Consider the following 15,235-nt stretch of genomic DNA (forward strand, 5'->3'; position numbering starts at 1 on the left):
ACTCCAATGTCACAGACTCCATCACCCAAAAACATCTCTCTTGTGGTCGCTGAGCTGCTGCCGTTCTTGCGCCGCTACGCCAGATCGCTGACGGGATCGCAGACATCTGGCGACCGTTATGCCGCCATGACATTGGAAGCACTGCTGGAAGATCGCACGATTTTTGACAATGCGTCCAGTGACCGCGTGGCCTTGTTTGGCGCGTTCCACCAGATCTGGTCGAGCCTCGGCGCACCTGTTGCCGTGGACGATACCGGTCTTGGCGCACAGGCGCAGGTACATCTCGCGGGGCTGACGGCCAACACGCGCGAGGCGCTATTGCTAAATACTGTCGAAGAATTCAACGTGAGCCAAGTCGCCGAGATCATGGGTTTTGATGAGGAAGAGGTTGCGCATTTGCTCAAGGTCGCCGCGACCGAAATAGAGAAATCGAGCCGTGGCCGCATCATGATTATCGAAGACGAGGCGATTATCGCACTGCATGTAAAACAGATCGTAACCGAGCTGGGCCATTCAGTGACGGGTATCGCGCGCAAACATGTGGATGCGGTGAAACTTGCGGCAAAAGAGCGTCCCGATTTGATTCTGTCGGATATTCAGTTGGCTGACGGCTCGTCGGGTGTCGAGGCTGTAAACGAAATACTTGCCGTTGCGGGCGATATTCCTGTCATCTTCATCACCGCATTCCCCGAGCGCTTGCTAACCGGCGAACGTCCAGAGCCTGCGTTCTTGATTACCAAGCCCTACACAGAAGAACAGATCAGTTCTGCGGTCAGCCAAGCGATGTTCTTTGCTTCATCAGCTGTGATTAAAATATAGTAAAAACTGCGGCTGGCGGGATGATCCGCCAGCCGGTGTCTTTACCCTGAATCTTTATGCTGCCAGAGCGCGCAGCATCCATGCCGCTTTTTCGTGGAATGCCGAGCGGCCGGTGGCAAGATCTTCGGTAACAGGGTCGTTTGCATCGCCCGCGATCTCGATCACCTCGTGAAGCCGCTTGGCCACCGCCATGTGATCTGTTGCCAAACTTTCACACAGGCTAACCGCGTCATGCGGCGATTTCACATCCTCCACAACGCTGTCTTTTAATAGCGCGCTTGGCGACATTGCGGTTAACTGGCCCAAGGCGCGAATACGTTCTGCAATCACATCCGTGGCTGCAAAAAGGTCATTATACTGTGCTTCTGTAAGGTTATGAACAGCGTAAAATAGTGGTCCTTCGACGTTCCAATGCACCGCGTGAGTTTTGATAAGCAAACTATACGTATCTGCCAAAATGCCTGACAGCGCCTCGGCTACTTTCTTTGGCGCATCAACGCCCGTCTTGACGGAAACCGCTGCGGGTTTGGGATGGGATGTCATTGCCATGATGGTTCTCCTTTTGTTAGAGAACCAACGAGGTGTCGCGGCAATGGTTCCAACCTGTTTATTCACCAGTATAAAGCGGCACAGTCGAGATCGCCATTTTCGCAGAGCCGTCTTGCAACTGGTTAGCATGCGTCAGGTAAATCAGCGTGTTATTCTCCGCGTCGAAAATGCGCGTCACTTTCAGCGATTTCCAGATAATCGAGCGCCGCTCTGAAAATACGCTTTCGCCGGTTTTTGATTTGTCAATATCGCCCAATTCGACAGGTCCCGTCTGACGGCATGAAATAGATGAGTTTGACGGGTCCTCAAACCAGTTGCCATTCTTGAGACGGTCAATCAACCCGCGATCAAAATAGGCCACATGGCAGGTGACACCTTTCACTTCGGGGTCGGTAAAGGCCTCCACGATTATGTCATTACCTAGCCAGTCAACGCCCACTTCGCCCACTTGGTCGGCAAAAACGGGGGTGGCCATCAGGCTGAACAGGATTGGGATGTATTTATATTTCATGCGTCTTCCTCTGTTTTTCCAACACCATCCGATGTGCCTAAAAAGTTGGCGATATTTTCCAAGCCTTCAAAATTCTCACAGACAACCTTGAAGACCACAAGAAACGGCACCGCAACCAATGCGCCAGGAATTCCCCATAGCCAACCCCAGAGAACGACCGTCAAAAACACCGAGACCGCGTTCATTTCCAAGCGCCTACCGACGAGCAATGGCGTGATTACCTGCCCCTCAACGCCAGTCAGAATCTGATAGGCCAGCGGCACCAACAGCGCGTAGGAAAGGCTATCAAAATACACAATCGAATAGGCGCCGATCAGGACAGTGCCGATCAACCCTCCCAAGAACGGCACAAAGTTCAGCAAAAATGCCCCAATGCCCCAGATATAGGCATAGTCCAACCCCAAGGCGCCGACGGTCAGCGCGACTGCTGCCCCTAAACCTGCGTTTATCAGCGTGATGGTAAACAGATAGCGCGAGACCTTTCGCTCGATATCGTAAACGGCGGTCAGGGCGCGTTTCTTGCCTGACATGGTTTTGACCGACTGCACGATTTTAATGTAAAACAGATCGCCCGAAGCCAGCAGGAACGTCGCCAATGCCAACGCCACAGCAATTGTTGCGGCAAGACCAGATAGAGTGCTCAGAGCATTATCCAGCAAGGTCGGTTGTTTGATGATCACCTCCGGCGCACTTGCCGGCTCGCCTTCGCTTGTAATGTCTTCAACCTCTTTCGACGCATCACGCACGACTTCTATCTGCTTTGACACCCCGGACAGTTTTTCGCGCAGGTCACGCCCAAGCGCAGGCGCGTCATCCATCCAGCTGTTCACAGTTGTTGCCGAAAATATGACGACCGTCGAGATAGACACAGCGGTGACAAAGATCAGCAAAAACGCGGCAAGAAAATGCGGCAAGCCGAGCTTAACCAAAAACCGCGAGACAGGGCTAAGCGTCAGCGCTAAAAGCACGCCAAATAGCACTGGCATCACCAAATCTTTGGCAAAATAAAACGTCGTCAGCACGGAGATGGTCGCTAAAACCACCAGACTGCGGCGAATGCTATGAAATACGGGGTGAATATCGTCTACGGAAGCCTGCGGGCCTTGCGTCATGCTCAATTGGCTCCCTCGGAAGTTTTTCTTGCGCCTCTAACATCAGCGCATGCGAGATAACTATGCAGACGGCACATGGTTCCCGTCAACATCAACAAAATCCCGAATAGTTTTTTACCGACATCTGGGAACGATTTGGGCGGCCGTCCGTTCTCACATCACAAGGCCAGACGCACAGAAACGAAGCGATCCGGCGCAACATAGATAGGAGAACCGTTATGAACTGGGATCAAGTTGAAGGTAAGTGGAAAGAAATGACCGGCAACATCAAAGCCAAGTGGGGCGATTTGACGGACGACGAACTGACAGAAGTGGCGGGTAACCGCGAAGCGCTGGAAGGTAAAATCCAATCCAAGTACGGCAAGTCGAAAGAACAGGCAAAAGACGAAGTTGACCAGTTTTTGAACGACCATTAATTTCTGAACTGCCACCACTAAACGCGCGGGCTGCATAGATTGTGCAGCCCGCTTGCGTTTGGAGACGAAATTTTAACACGCATTTGGAAAAAGCGCACTAAATCACGTAAGTGTCACGATCAGACTTAACGGCGTAACGTCATCGCAATTGAAGGTTTCGGACACGCATTAACCTCCTTTTTCCCAGAGCCATTCGCAGACCTTTGTGGATGACGCAGCGAACGGCAGCCATGAGCCCTCTTAACCGCGTTTCTGCACTGCGGCTAATGTCTGCTATCGCCGCAGAGCCAAAAACGTTCAACAATCACTTTGGGTGTGGACGAGGTTCGGGGAAGCATAAAACAATAATTTTCACGAGCACGCCAAAAAGGAGAGTTATTGACAACCATCTTGTGAAATTAACTAGGGCTTTTTTCTCGCTTTGCTGGGAACTGCTACAATCTTCGCATCGTGCGTTTCAGCCTCGCTCTCAAAGCGGACTTTGCGAAGATGTGCTGCCTTCTGATGGCGTACATCAGCTTCATCTTCGTTTATGCGCCTCACAATACGTGTGGTCTTATCCAGCGGCGTCTCCTTTTCGGGGCTGGCAAATGTGAAATCAGTCGTCTTAGACAGTTTGGCCATTAATAGTCTCCTAAACATATTTGGTGATTAATTACTGTTAGATGGAGCGGGCTACACTGGTTCTGGTATGACCAAAACAGGACAGAGGGCCGATCGTGTAACTTGGCGGGCAAAGGACGTGTCAAGCAGTGCCTCAAGCCATGATCTGCTTGGGGAGCCGACGATGATAAGATCAGCGTCACATTCACCGGCATAGGCGACGATGACCTCCTCGATCTGACCGCTGCAAACCTCTATTTCAGTTTCAGCATTTGATCCGCACGCGGACTTTAGTTCTTCAAGCTGCTCTCGGCGGTCTTCGATGATTTGAGCATCGTCGGTCGCGACGTGAGGGCCAGCAGTGACCATTGGTCCTGCTGCTGCCAGTCCTGCCCCATCGAATGCCGTTGGGACAACGCTAAGCAAGAAGACCTTGCCGCCTGCGTTTTCGGCCATATCAAAGGCGACACCAGCAACTTCACAGTTAAGATGTTGATCAACGGTCGTTACGACCACGATGCGTTGAAACTGGGCAGCTTTGACATTTGTGACCTCGCCCCCCTCAACATCTTTGACATTTTCGAGTTGTACCAGGGCGGATTGTAGTTCCTTGGCGTTGTATGATGGATTTGATCCAGCCATTCCCTCAGACGTTGCCTCCAGCTTTTGATCCGCGTCGACAGCCATTGATTTTAATATTTTGACTTTGTCAGCGTGGCCCAGCTTAACGTCGCTCAAGACATGATCTGGTGTATCAAAATAGCGCGAAGGGTTTGATATTCTTGCTTGTGCATAAATTGTCATGGCACTCTTTCTTCACTGCGATTGAAAATCAATCGGTAGCAACTGTCTGAATGATGTGGATTTTGACCGTCCTATTGGGATCAGTCTGTTTGGAACCTGCGGGCAGCTTGGACATCATGTTCCAGCGCACGCTTCACACCCAGCTATCACGCGGGTGTTCTTGCTCCGTCTACCTAGACATAAGGGAAGCAAAGGGAAAATTCAATGTCAGGTTCCATTAGCCGTCTCGTTCGCGCTGCGCCATCTGCGTTGAACGCCCTACAGGCAACCGTTTGTTGAACGGCGCGACAAACCGGACATGACCCAACTGCCGCGATGGTGGCATTGCTGACATCGGCGCATACCGCCGGGAAGGTCCGCTGCCGCCTAGTAGTAATTCGGCAGTCGCGAATTTACTGCCCCCACCGATACAAAGTTCGGTCAAGCAATAACGAAGTTACTGCGAGATGTGCGGCCAATCCGCGACGTGGGCCGCAAAAAATGAAACCATCAGAGTTGGAATGCAAACTCTAGTGGTATTGATTTTAAATGAATACATTCGATATCCGTAAAATCAGTGGGCACAACTCTTGTGTTTGATGAAAACAAACACCCTAAAATGGATATTGAATGCGGTTTATTTCAACTGCTCAAAAACCGCACATCGAATATCGTTCTCAATTTTTATTTTCCGAAAAATAGTTCCATCTAATTTATTGCGAAGATGCCATTAAGAACATAAAGTGAACATATGGCAAAACAAACATTGGATCAAAAGCTCGCGATTCTCAGCGATGCGGCAAAATACGACGCATCTTGCGCCTCCTCAGGGTCGACAAAACGTGATTCTCGCGATGGAAAAGGGCTCGGCTCGAACGAGGGCAGCGGCATTTGCCACGCCTATGCGCCCGACGGACGCTGCATCAGTCTGCTTAAAATTCTCATGACAAACTTTTGTATCTACGACTGTAGTTACTGCATCAATCGTGTGTCCTCCAACGTCGATCGTGCGCGGTTTAGCGTCGACGAAGTCGTGAAACTCACCGTCGAATTCTATCGCCGCAATTATATCGAAGGGCTATTCTTGTCCTCGGGCGTGATACGCTCGCCTGATGCCACCATGTCCGATATGGTGCAAATCGCGCGCAAACTACGGCTTGAGGAACATTTTCGCGGCTACATTCACCTCAAAACAATCCCCGACGCTGCGCCCGAATTAATTGCAGAGGCAGGGCTTTATGCCGACCGCTTATCAATCAACGTCGAGTTGCCGACCGATGCCGCCGTCGCCCAATTTGCCCCCGAGAAAAAGCCGGCGCAAATCCGCAAAGCCATGGCTGATTTCACACTGCGCAAAGCCGAGAGCAAAGACGTATCGCACGGCGGAAAACGCCCCCCGCGCTTTGCGCCCGCAGGACAATCGACGCAGATGATCATCGGCGCCGATGGCTCGAATGATGCCGCCGTTTTAGGGCAATCAACGCGGCTGTATTCCAGCTACAAACTTAAGCGCGTCTACTACTCCGCCTTCTCACCTATCCCCGATAGCAGCTCAAAACTGCCGTTGATCCGGCCTCCCTTGGCGCGCGAACATAGACTCTATCAAGCGGATTGGCTCCTACGGTTTTACGATTTTCAGCTCGACGAAATTACGTCGGTCACCGCTGACGGCAACCTTGATCTCGACATCGATCCCAAACTTGCGTGGGCCTTGGCGCACCGCGAGGCGTTCCCCCTCGACGTCAACATCGCCAGCCGCGAAATGCTCCTGCGTGTGCCAGGCTTTGGCGTCAAAACCGTGACCCGCATTCTGACCACACGCAGACATCGCACACTCCGCTACGAGGACCTCATGCGCATGGGGGCTTCGATGAAAAAGGCACAGGCATTTATCACCGCCGCCGGCTGGTCGCCGCGCAACTCAACGGATAGCGCGGGTTTGCGCGCAAAATTCATGCCGCCGCCAATACAGCTCTCGCTATTTTGATGTACCGCACGACGCTTCCCACGATTGGCACGGCAAACGCATGGCGCGACGCGGCGCGACAGTACCTTTCCGCGGGCATCCCCCCCGAACAAATTTTATGGAATGATCAACACGCAGCACCCGATCTCTTCGCAGCAGGCGACATGCAGCCGCAAAACAGCACCGCTACTGTGCCAAAAAGCTTCATAAGCATGGCGCACACCGTATCATGGCATAGCGACCCCGAACGCTTCGCACGCCTGTACGCTTTCCTCTGGCGCTTGCGAAAAACCCCCAGCCTCATGTCGGATCGCGGCGACGCCGATCTGGCACGCCTACGCCTGATGGAAAAGAATGTTCACCGCTGCCAGCACAAAATGAAGGCCTTTGTCAGGTTTCGCGAGATCACCCAATCAGGAGCCAATAGGCGCAGTTTTGCCGCGTGGTTCGAGCCGACACATCACACGATAGAACCTACCGCCGACTTCTTCGTGCGACGATTTAGCGACATGGACTGGCGCATTCTCACTCCCGAGGTGAGCGCGATTTTCGACGGCGATGGGCTGCGGTTCGAGACGGGTCACACTAAACCCGACCTGCCCGACGATGCTAGCGAACAGCTCTGGATCACCTATTTCCAAAACATCTTTAACCCCGCGCGGCTTAAAGTGAAGGCGATGCAATCCGAGATGCCAAAAAAATATTGGAAAAATATGCCCGAAGCCGCCTATATCCCCGCGATGATCGCGTCAGCCACGGCGCGCGCACAGGCCATGGCTGACGCCGCGCCCACATTGCCACCGTTGCGGATGGGGCGCGTTCAGGCGCAATTATCCGACTGCACATCGGCGTGGGATGGCCCGCAGGGCACCCTACCAGCCGCGATATCCGCCTGCACGCGCTGTCCTTTACACCGCAACGCGACTCAAGCCGTACCGGGCCAAGGCCCGCAAAACGCCAACCTGATGATCGTTGGCGAACAACCCGGTGATATTGAGGACTTGGCCGGCAAGCCCTTTATCGGTCCAGCAGGACAGTTGTTTGATACACTCGCAGGCGAAGTCGGGCTTGATCGCAAGGGCGCCTACATTACGAACGCGGTCAAGCATTTCAAGTTCACGCCGAAGGGCCGCAAGCGGCTTCATCAACGGCCAAACACCTCTGAAATTGAACACTGCCGCTGGTGGCTAGACGCGGAAATAACGGCCGTGAAACCCACGCTGATCCTTGCGATGGGCGCGACCGCCACGCAGGCGTTGACAGGTAATGGCGATGGTATTCTTGCGCGCCAAGGCACGATTGAAACAGGGATTTCGGGTCACAGCGTGCTGATCACATCGCACCCTTCTTACCTGTTACGCCGCCCCGATGCGCAAGCGCAGGCCAATTTTCAACGCGACCTCAAAGCCGCCGCTAGCCATATAGCGCGAGCATCTCTTTAAGGTCATCAAGCGTATTCGCCTCCGCCAATGGCTTGTCCTTGCGCCACCGCAACATGCGCGGGAACCGCAACGCAACGCCCGACTTATGACGCGTTGACGCTTGTATCCCCTCGAACGCGATTTCAAAAACATGCTGCGGCGTGACCTGACGCACAGGGCCGAATTTCTGCATCGTATTCTTGCGCACCCACGCGGTGACTTGGCCAAACTCAGTGTCTGTTAAGCCTGAATACGCCTTGGTAAAGGGGGTCAACACATCGCCATCCCAGACTGCAAAAGTATAATCAGTGAAAAGATTTGCCCGTCTGCCATGCCCCGCCTGCGCGTAAATTAACACAGCATCAATGGTCAGCGGATCAACTTTCCATTTCCACCAATCCCCCCTCTTACGGCCAATCAAATAGGGACTCTCTCGGCGCTTGATCATCAGCCCCTCAGCCCCGAATTCACGCGACTGCGCACGGGCAGCACCTAGATCATCCCACGTTACGAACGTCACTTCTGGCGAAAGGCGGATCGGGGCATCGGCAGGCAAACCCCTCAGCAAGCCGGCTAAAATCGCACGCCGCGCATCAAACGGCATCTGCCTTAAATCGGCACCTTCATGCTCTAACAAATCATAGGCCATCAGGATTACAGGTGCCTCGGTCAACACCTTTTTGGGAACCGTCTTGCGCCCAATCCGGGTCTGCAAAGAATTAAAACTTAACGGCGCACCCGCCGCATACCCCAGAATCTCCCCGTCAATCACCGTGCCATCCGGCAAGTAATCCTGCAAACGTGCAAATTCAGGAAAGCGGTCGGTCATCAACTCTTCGCCGCGCGACCACACAAAATACTCAGCCCCCCGCAAAACCACCTGCCCGCGAATGCCGTCCCACTTGCGCTCGGCATGCCACAGCTCGGGCGCGCCCAAATCCTCGGGAACGTCCACTGGATGCGCGAGATAAAATGGATAGGGTCGCGACAGGTCAGCGCGCGGGTCCTCAGCCACAATCACGCTATCCCACGTTGCGGTGTCAGGTGACCATTGCCCCATCAATTTGTGGGCCAAAGTGGCCTCATTCTGGCCTGTCGCAGCTGACAGTGCGCGGGTCATCAGTTTGGCTCCGACCCCGACACGAAAACCGCCGGTAAGCAGTTTGTTAAACAAAAATCTCTGATCCGGCGCAAGTTGATCCCATGCGGCAATAATCGCCGTCTTCCGATCGCTTTCTTCCTCCGCGCCCAGTGACTTTAACCATGTGATCCAATGTGTCAGACTTTGCTCTGACACGCGGCTTGGCGGCGGCAAAACAAGGCTGATCGTCTCGGCCAGATCACCGACAACATGATAACTCTCGTCAAATAGCCAATCCTCCAGACCTGCCACCTCAGCGGCCCACAGGCGCAACTTTGTTGTGGTTATCACGCGCTTTGGTCGGCGGCCCGTGAACAACGCAATCGCCCAGAGTCGGTCGTCGGCGGGTGCTGTGCGCAGATAATCGGATAAAGCTGCGACCTTGGAATTGGTCTTTGTGCTTTCATCGATGCGAGCGAAAAGGGCGGTAAATTGCCTCATGCCGCACCTTCTGCCTCGTCGCCAGAATATTGGGTGGCGACAACTTGAGCATCTAATCCCTGCGCTGATAAATGTCGCGCGAATTGGCTGGTATAGCCGTGGGTCACAAAAATCCGCGAGGCACCTGTAGCTTGTACAGCGGCATTCAGCCCCTGCCAGTCGGCGTGATCGGATACGATAAAACCGCGATCCGCGCCGCGTCGCCGCCTGACTCCGCGCAGCGCCATCCAGCCCGAGGCAAAGGCAGTGACAGCGTTCGGAAACCGCTTGGCCCACGCTTGGATGGTGCTACCCGGTGTCGCAATAATCAATGCGTTAGGATGGGTTTTGTACGATACGCTTTCGGTGATTTGCACAGTATCGGGCAGAGAAATGCCCTGCCCGCGCAACACCTGATTTGTGTTTTCTACGGCTGTTACTGTCAGAATCGGCCCGATACTGGCGTTAACGGTGCGCATCAATCGCTGGGCTTTTCCTAGCGCATAAGCACCTAAAATCGAAGGTCGTCCCGCTGCCGCGTTAGCCGCCCACCAGCCGTTCAGATCCTCGGCCAGAATATTCTGCGTGGTCCAGCGGAATACCGGCAGACCAAATGTACTTTCCGTAATAAACGCGTGACATATGACCGGTTCAAACGGTTCGGACAGACCGTCATCGACCGTCTTATAATCTCCGGAGGCGACCCAAACCTCGCCTTTCACCGCCACGCGGATCTGCGCAGAGCCGGGCACATGGCCTGCAGGGTGAAATGACACGGTCGCATCGCCGATCCGGCGCTCTTCACCGTAAGCAATGTTCGCAATTTTTGCGGTAGGTCCAAGGCGGTGTTGCATGACGGGGACAGCAGCTGTGGTAGCAAGGTAGTCACCCATGTCGGCATAAGAGTGATCAGCATGGCCGTGGGTGATCAAGGCGCGCGGCACAGGTAGCCAAGGGTCGATATAAAAATCACCCGCAGGACAGTAAATCCCGCGATCCGTAAAGGTCAGAACCTCAGTCATAGAAATATGGCGCGCGCACGGTCATTCAGAATTTTTATCCAGAATGTCGCGTAATACGTCCATGATCTCGTGGCTTGAAACGGGTTTGCGCAGCAAGCGATCTTTGTCAGTCACAAAATCGATTTGAGAGCGGTCATAAGCGGTGATGTAAACAAACGGAATGCCGCGTTTGCGCAGGATCTCGGCAACAGGTTCGGACGTTTTTCCGCGCCCCAAGTTCACATCCAGAAACGCAATGTCAATGTCAGAGGTCGCAGCGCGGGTTTTGGCGTCAGCAAGGTGAACGCTCGGACCGACGACCGTGAAGCCCATATCATTCAAGGTATCGCTCATCTCGAAGGCAACCAATACCTCGTCCTCGACGATAAAAACCCGCTGCTCATTCACCGTCATTTTCTGCTCCTGTCTGTTCATCAAGCGGGACACATAACTGCCACGCCAACCCTTGGGTGGCATATGAAAGTGTCACTTCGCCTGCCGTTTCCATCGACACAGCCCGATCAATAATAAACGATCCAAAGCCGGTCCTTGCAGTGTTAACGACTGGCGGGCCATCGCGTTCCACCCAATTTATAAAAAGCTGTTCACGATTATTTTTGAACGCTATGTGCCAGTGCAAATCGACCCGCCCTTGCGGTGATGACAATGCACCGTATTTGACCGCATTTACGCATAATTCATAAAGCGCCATCGAGATTGCAAGCGCGTGCCGCGACGGCAAACTGACCGCTGGTCCGCCGTGGGTCAGCCTCTTGCCTGCGATCTTGCCCACCACATCACGCACCATTGTCGCAAGATCCGTATCGGACCAGTCTGACCCCAACAGCTTTGCATGGGCGCTCGCATAAGCACTTAACCTCTCATCAATGGTTTTGCGCACACCTTTAGGGATATCATCCTTGCGCAACGATTGGCTCACGATCGATTTGAATACGCTAAAAGCATTCTTCACGCGGTGGTTCAGCTCGGCAATCAAGATGTCCTGCCGCGCGCTCAACTTGACCTCCTGATCCACATCAACCAGCGCCGCGACAGCGCCAATCTGTTGTCCCTGCCCATCCAAAAGCGCTTGTGAGATAATGCGCAACCAGAACCGGCTGCCGTCACCACATTGATAATGCACGTTCAACTTGGCAGCAGTCTGTGCGCCTGAAATCACCTGTGCTATCGGGTATTCATGCGCCGCAACACGCCGCCCGTCTTTGTGAAACGCAATCCATTCGCCATACGCTGCGATATCAGGCGAATGAATAACCGGATGACGCAGCAAATTTTCAACCGCACTGTTGCCCAGTAATACCTGCCCTTTTGCATTGGTCAAAATAACCCCGACCGGCACGACGTCCAGCATCGCCTTGAACTGGTTCATCTGCTGCGCGGCGCTCTCAGCCAAGGCCGCATGACGAGCCTTGTTTGCCTCTAACTCCGCAACCTTTTCTTGCAGCATAGAGATTTCGTCACGAAGAGCGCGAGAGGCGGGATCGGTCATATGTCAGGCCTTTGGGTTAAGCTGTGAATACTATCACGTAGCCCAACGCACGAGATAGCAAAGGGATGCACCCTAATTTGGAACCCGGGCTACATGATCGGACGCACTTTGGGCCCCTCCAATGTGGTCAGGCCAATTTTTGCAAGTTCTTCCAAGCTGTTGATATGGATTGTTTCGTTGCTCCAACCGATCAACTGACGCGATTTCAAAACGCCGATGGTCTTGTTGGTATGAACCAACGACAACCCCAATGCATCCGCAAGATCCCGTTGCAGGAACGGGAATCGCAGGGTGCCGCTGCCTTCGTTTTGTTCAGGATTGTTGCGTTGGTAAATCCGCACCAAGGCCCATGCAATAGCCTGCAAGGCGGTGCGCTGTCCGACCGTAGTTAGCGCATCACCCATAAAATGTTCCTCAACAGCCGCAAGCCACGCCAGTTCAAAACCGCGCTGTGGGTCGGCCTTGATATAGGTCCACAATTCGCTGCGATTAAATACACAAAGCGTCATCTTGGTGGTGGCCTCGACCGAATGGCCCATCTCGCCCATCAACCCCGCCTGAAGTCCCAGAAAATCCCCCGGAAAGACAAAGTTGATTACCTGACGCTGTCCGTTTTCCAAATTACGCGAACGCAGACCCATGCCGTGCAAGACGGTATAAAGCTGGGGACTGTTTGACCCTTCCAGCAAAATCGGCGTACCTGCATCGACCACCAATTCGCCGACCTTGAACCGCTGCGTTGCAGCTACGTCATCGTCTGACATTTTCGCAAAAATGGATTTGCGTCGGATCGGGCAGTTAATGCATTTTGTGGCCATCGAATTGCTCTTTCTACGCTCACAAAGCGCGTCAGTGATCCGCTATAATAATAGCAATATCACACCGGTCGCAATTGCGCCGACCGTCAGTATGACCGCCAACAGCGCCATGCGCTGATGTGGCTGTGCCTCAATGTCGTGACTGCTCATACGGCGCTGCGTGTCGCGGCACTTGTTCGCCGCCGCCCAAAAAATCAGAATGGCAACAAGGATGAAAACCTCTGACACAGCCTTGGCAATCCACGGATGACTGGTATCGTCAAATACGGCCTTCAACCCCAGCGCCAGCGCAATACATGCCATTCCGGTGCGCATCCAGCCGGCAAATGTTCTCTCGTTGGCTAACATGGTGCGGTCTTCGGCCCATGCAGTACGGGTATCGGCAAGGTCGTATGACGACGGATCATCGGGCAGTTTGGTATCAGGCATCAACCGCCCCCTCACGCGCAAGGAAATTTGGCAGCGACACGGATATATCGTGAACAAAATCGTCGAAATTCGCCCCCATAAAACACGGCACGTCGCTTGCCTTCAATGCCACAAGGTCAGCGCGCTCACTATCGTTCAGGCCCGAAACACGCAGGCCTACCGCCATAATCCGTCCTGGATGGCGCGCAATCGCGTCCTTGTAGATCTGCGCATCGTGCTGACCTGTGTCACCCAGCAAAATCGCCCTAAGCGTCGGATTCGCGGCAAGAATAAGATCAATACTCGCGCCTTTAGGGTGGCCATGCCCCTCGGTCACAAACTTGGTCTTGCTCAACCCAAGATCGCGCAGAAATATCGGACCGCGCGGCAATTTGGCATTCTCGAAAATATCCGCGAGAAAATCATGCAGGTTCCACGGCGAGGAACTCACATAATAAGCTGGATTTTTGCCTCCCTCGACAAGCGCCGTCATTAACGCCATTGCATCGGGAAACACTCGCCGCGTCACGGCATTCCCAGAAAATGATGTGTAAAGATTGCGCATCAACGAATACGCGCCCGTTTCTAGCACCGTGTCATCGATATCAGAAATAATCATGAATTTCGCATCAGGATCAGGTACATAGACCGGACACGCCGTCTGCGCCGTGATATCGTCAACCTGCACATATTCGACGCTCCAACCAACGCGCCCGTCACGCGGCAGCAGCAGGTTAAAATATCCCTCATCTTCACTGTGCGTCATGTGATCACCACATCGCACTACAGCGCCACGCACTTCATCTGTCATAAACATCGCGAGCATCTGACGGAAATTTAGCGCCCGCGACTGACCCGGAGTGGGGACCGCGTGGCGCAGCATACTTAAAACGCGACCCCTGACCACAATATGATCTGGCGTCGCATAGCCAATATAGGGATCAACTTCGCGCCCTGTACCAGTGCGGTGAAACATCCGATCGGCCCGATCCTCAACACGCAACGCGGTTTGGTGAACGAGTTTTTTTAACATATCACCGCTCTAGTTAGCCTCGGATCAATTGGTGTCAAAGCTTGCGCTTGTTCCGCGCACCCTCTTCTATCCCCTGTAAAAAAGAAACCACAACAAGCTGTAGGGGCGAAAGCCCGTTCGAACCGTCGTCTCGTGGCTGCTGCACAACCACTTTTCTTTTCGACGAGGCCGCAACCGCAAATCCGATAAGCGCAAAGCCAAGATAAATCGCACCGATTACCGTCGCCGCAAAAAGCTCGGACCTTAATTCGGTCAATAATAACCAAGCCGCACAAGTCAGGAACGCGACGCCAATCGTGGCCAATAAACCACTTACCGAGAAAAGGGCGGCCTTTCGGGCCGCCGCCTCGATTTTTTTCTCAACGCCAAACATTAGCGACGCGTTGCAATCATACCAACCAAGAAACCAAGGCCAGCCGCAATACCAACAGCTGCCGCAGGGTTTGCGCGCACAGCAGATTCCGCATCTGAATAAGCAATCTCTGCATTTCTACGCACCGCCGCTGCCGTCTCAACGCCAGACTGCGCCACATCAGAGGCCTTTTGCGAGGCAACCGCCTTGAGTTGTGTGGCCTGCACCTTGCCATAGTTTCCTACTGCAGCAGTCAGGTTTGCAATATCTTCACGCAACACTGCCATTTGTGCACTTACGTCTTCGTTCAACTCGGATGCGCTGCTTTTCACAGATTGTGCCATTTGGGTCTCTCCTAAAATTTCGTTACTT

General features: G+C 53.5%; 18 protein-coding genes. 4 read left to right on the plus strand and 14 right to left on the minus strand.

The genetic code is table 11. From position 1 onward, the window contains the following. Positions 1 to 6 precede the first annotated feature (6 nt). Positions 7 to 819: a response regulator gene (locus ACXLHR_RS17870; RefSeq protein ID WP_458792822.1), complete on the plus strand. Its 813-nt coding sequence runs from the start codon at positions 7 to 9 to the stop codon at positions 817 to 819. 54 nt (positions 820 to 873) lie between these two features. Here ACXLHR_RS17870 and ACXLHR_RS17875 read toward each other — a convergent pair whose 3' ends face one another. The 3 genes from ACXLHR_RS17875 to ACXLHR_RS17885 are packed head-to-tail and all read right to left on the minus strand — an operon-like array spanning position 874 to position 2,991. Then, positions 874 to 1,368, minus strand: a complete 495-nt coding sequence (locus tag ACXLHR_RS17875) for a Dps family protein (RefSeq protein WP_458792823.1) — start codon at positions 1,366 to 1,368, stop codon at positions 874 to 876. 58 nt (positions 1,369 to 1,426) lie between these two features. After that, entirely contained in the window at positions 1,427 to 1,879 is a 453-nt protein-coding gene (locus ACXLHR_RS17880) for a CreA family protein (RefSeq protein WP_458792824.1), read from the minus strand. After that, a complete protein-coding gene (locus ACXLHR_RS17885) occupies positions 1,876 to 2,991 on the minus strand; it encodes an AI-2E family transporter (protein ID WP_458792825.1) in 1,116 nt (371 codons plus the stop codon). Before ACXLHR_RS17885 ends, ACXLHR_RS17880 begins: the two co-directional genes overlap by 4 nt. Before the next feature lie 218 nt (positions 2,992 to 3,209). Between ACXLHR_RS17885 and ACXLHR_RS17890 the strand changes: the two genes are divergently transcribed. Continuing rightward, the gene (locus ACXLHR_RS17890) at positions 3,210 to 3,407 is read left to right on the plus strand and encodes a CsbD family protein (protein WP_458792826.1); all 198 of its coding nucleotides are present in this window, start codon (positions 3,210 to 3,212) and stop codon (positions 3,405 to 3,407) included. Between the two features lie 402 nt (positions 3,408 to 3,809). Here ACXLHR_RS17890 and ACXLHR_RS17895 read toward each other — a convergent pair whose 3' ends face one another. Next, complete coding sequence (locus tag ACXLHR_RS17895) at positions 3,810 to 4,031, minus strand: hypothetical protein (protein WP_458792827.1); 222 nt, start codon at positions 4,029 to 4,031, stop codon at positions 3,810 to 3,812. A 51-nt stretch (positions 4,032 to 4,082) separates the two neighbouring features. Next, entirely contained in the window at positions 4,083 to 4,814 is a 732-nt protein-coding gene (locus tag ACXLHR_RS17900; RefSeq protein WP_458792828.1) for a universal stress protein, read from the minus strand. A 730-nt stretch (positions 4,815 to 5,544) separates the two neighbouring features. Between ACXLHR_RS17900 and ACXLHR_RS17905 the strand changes: the two genes are divergently transcribed. Then, entirely contained in the window at positions 5,545 to 6,780 is a 1,236-nt protein-coding gene (locus tag ACXLHR_RS17905) for a putative DNA modification/repair radical SAM protein (protein ID WP_458792829.1), read from the plus strand. Further along, the gene (locus tag ACXLHR_RS17910) at positions 6,780 to 8,201 is read left to right on the plus strand and encodes a UdgX family uracil-DNA binding protein (protein WP_458792830.1); all 1,422 of its coding nucleotides are present in this window, start codon (positions 6,780 to 6,782) and stop codon (positions 8,199 to 8,201) included. The genes ACXLHR_RS17905 and ACXLHR_RS17910 overlap by 1 nt, the downstream gene beginning before the upstream one ends. Here the strand turns inward: ACXLHR_RS17910 and ACXLHR_RS17915 are convergent. The 9 genes from ACXLHR_RS17915 to ACXLHR_RS17955 form a co-directional block, all read right to left on the minus strand. After that, a complete protein-coding gene (locus tag ACXLHR_RS17915) occupies positions 8,173 to 9,762 on the minus strand; it encodes an ATP-dependent DNA ligase (RefSeq protein ID WP_458792831.1) in 1,590 nt (529 codons plus the stop codon). The genes ACXLHR_RS17910 and ACXLHR_RS17915 overlap by 29 nt on opposite strands. Then, positions 9,759 to 10,763 carry a ligase-associated DNA damage response exonuclease gene (locus tag ACXLHR_RS17920; RefSeq protein WP_458792832.1) on the minus strand — a complete coding sequence of 335 codons (1,005 nt, stop codon included), beginning with the start codon at positions 10,761 to 10,763 and terminating at the stop codon, positions 9,759 to 9,761. The genes ACXLHR_RS17915 and ACXLHR_RS17920 overlap by 4 nt, the downstream gene beginning before the upstream one ends. Positions 10,764 to 10,784: 21 nt before the next feature. Beyond that, on the minus strand, positions 10,785 to 11,156 hold the full coding sequence (locus ACXLHR_RS17925) for a response regulator (RefSeq protein WP_458792833.1): 372 nt from the start codon (positions 11,154 to 11,156) through the stop codon (positions 10,785 to 10,787). Further along, positions 11,143 to 12,252: an HWE histidine kinase domain-containing protein gene (locus tag ACXLHR_RS17930; protein WP_458792834.1), complete on the minus strand. Its 1,110-nt coding sequence runs from the start codon at positions 12,250 to 12,252 to the stop codon at positions 11,143 to 11,145. The genes ACXLHR_RS17925 and ACXLHR_RS17930 overlap by 14 nt, the downstream gene beginning before the upstream one ends. Positions 12,253 to 12,341: 89 nt before the next feature. Beyond that, positions 12,342 to 13,016: a Crp/Fnr family transcriptional regulator gene (locus ACXLHR_RS17935; protein WP_458792835.1), complete on the minus strand. Its 675-nt coding sequence runs from the start codon at positions 13,014 to 13,016 to the stop codon at positions 12,342 to 12,344. A 96-nt stretch (positions 13,017 to 13,112) separates the two neighbouring features. After that, positions 13,113 to 13,499: a YidH family protein gene (locus ACXLHR_RS17940; RefSeq protein ID WP_458792836.1), complete on the minus strand. Its 387-nt coding sequence runs from the start codon at positions 13,497 to 13,499 to the stop codon at positions 13,113 to 13,115. After that, a complete protein-coding gene (locus tag ACXLHR_RS17945; RefSeq protein ID WP_458792837.1) occupies positions 13,492 to 14,511 on the minus strand; it encodes a phosphatase domain-containing protein in 1,020 nt (339 codons plus the stop codon). Before ACXLHR_RS17945 ends, ACXLHR_RS17940 begins: the two co-directional genes overlap by 8 nt. 34 nt (positions 14,512 to 14,545) lie before the next feature. After that, positions 14,546 to 14,884, minus strand: coding sequence for a phage holin family protein (locus tag ACXLHR_RS17950; RefSeq protein ID WP_458792838.1), 339 nt, complete (start codon positions 14,882 to 14,884; stop codon positions 14,546 to 14,548). Continuing rightward, the gene (locus ACXLHR_RS17955; protein ID WP_458792839.1) at positions 14,884 to 15,207 is read right to left on the minus strand and encodes a DUF883 family protein; all 324 of its coding nucleotides are present in this window, start codon (positions 15,205 to 15,207) and stop codon (positions 14,884 to 14,886) included. The genes ACXLHR_RS17950 and ACXLHR_RS17955 overlap by 1 nt, the downstream gene beginning before the upstream one ends. Between the last annotated feature and the right edge of the window lie 28 nt (positions 15,208 to 15,235).

The organism is Yoonia sp. MH D7 (assembly GCF_054439475.1).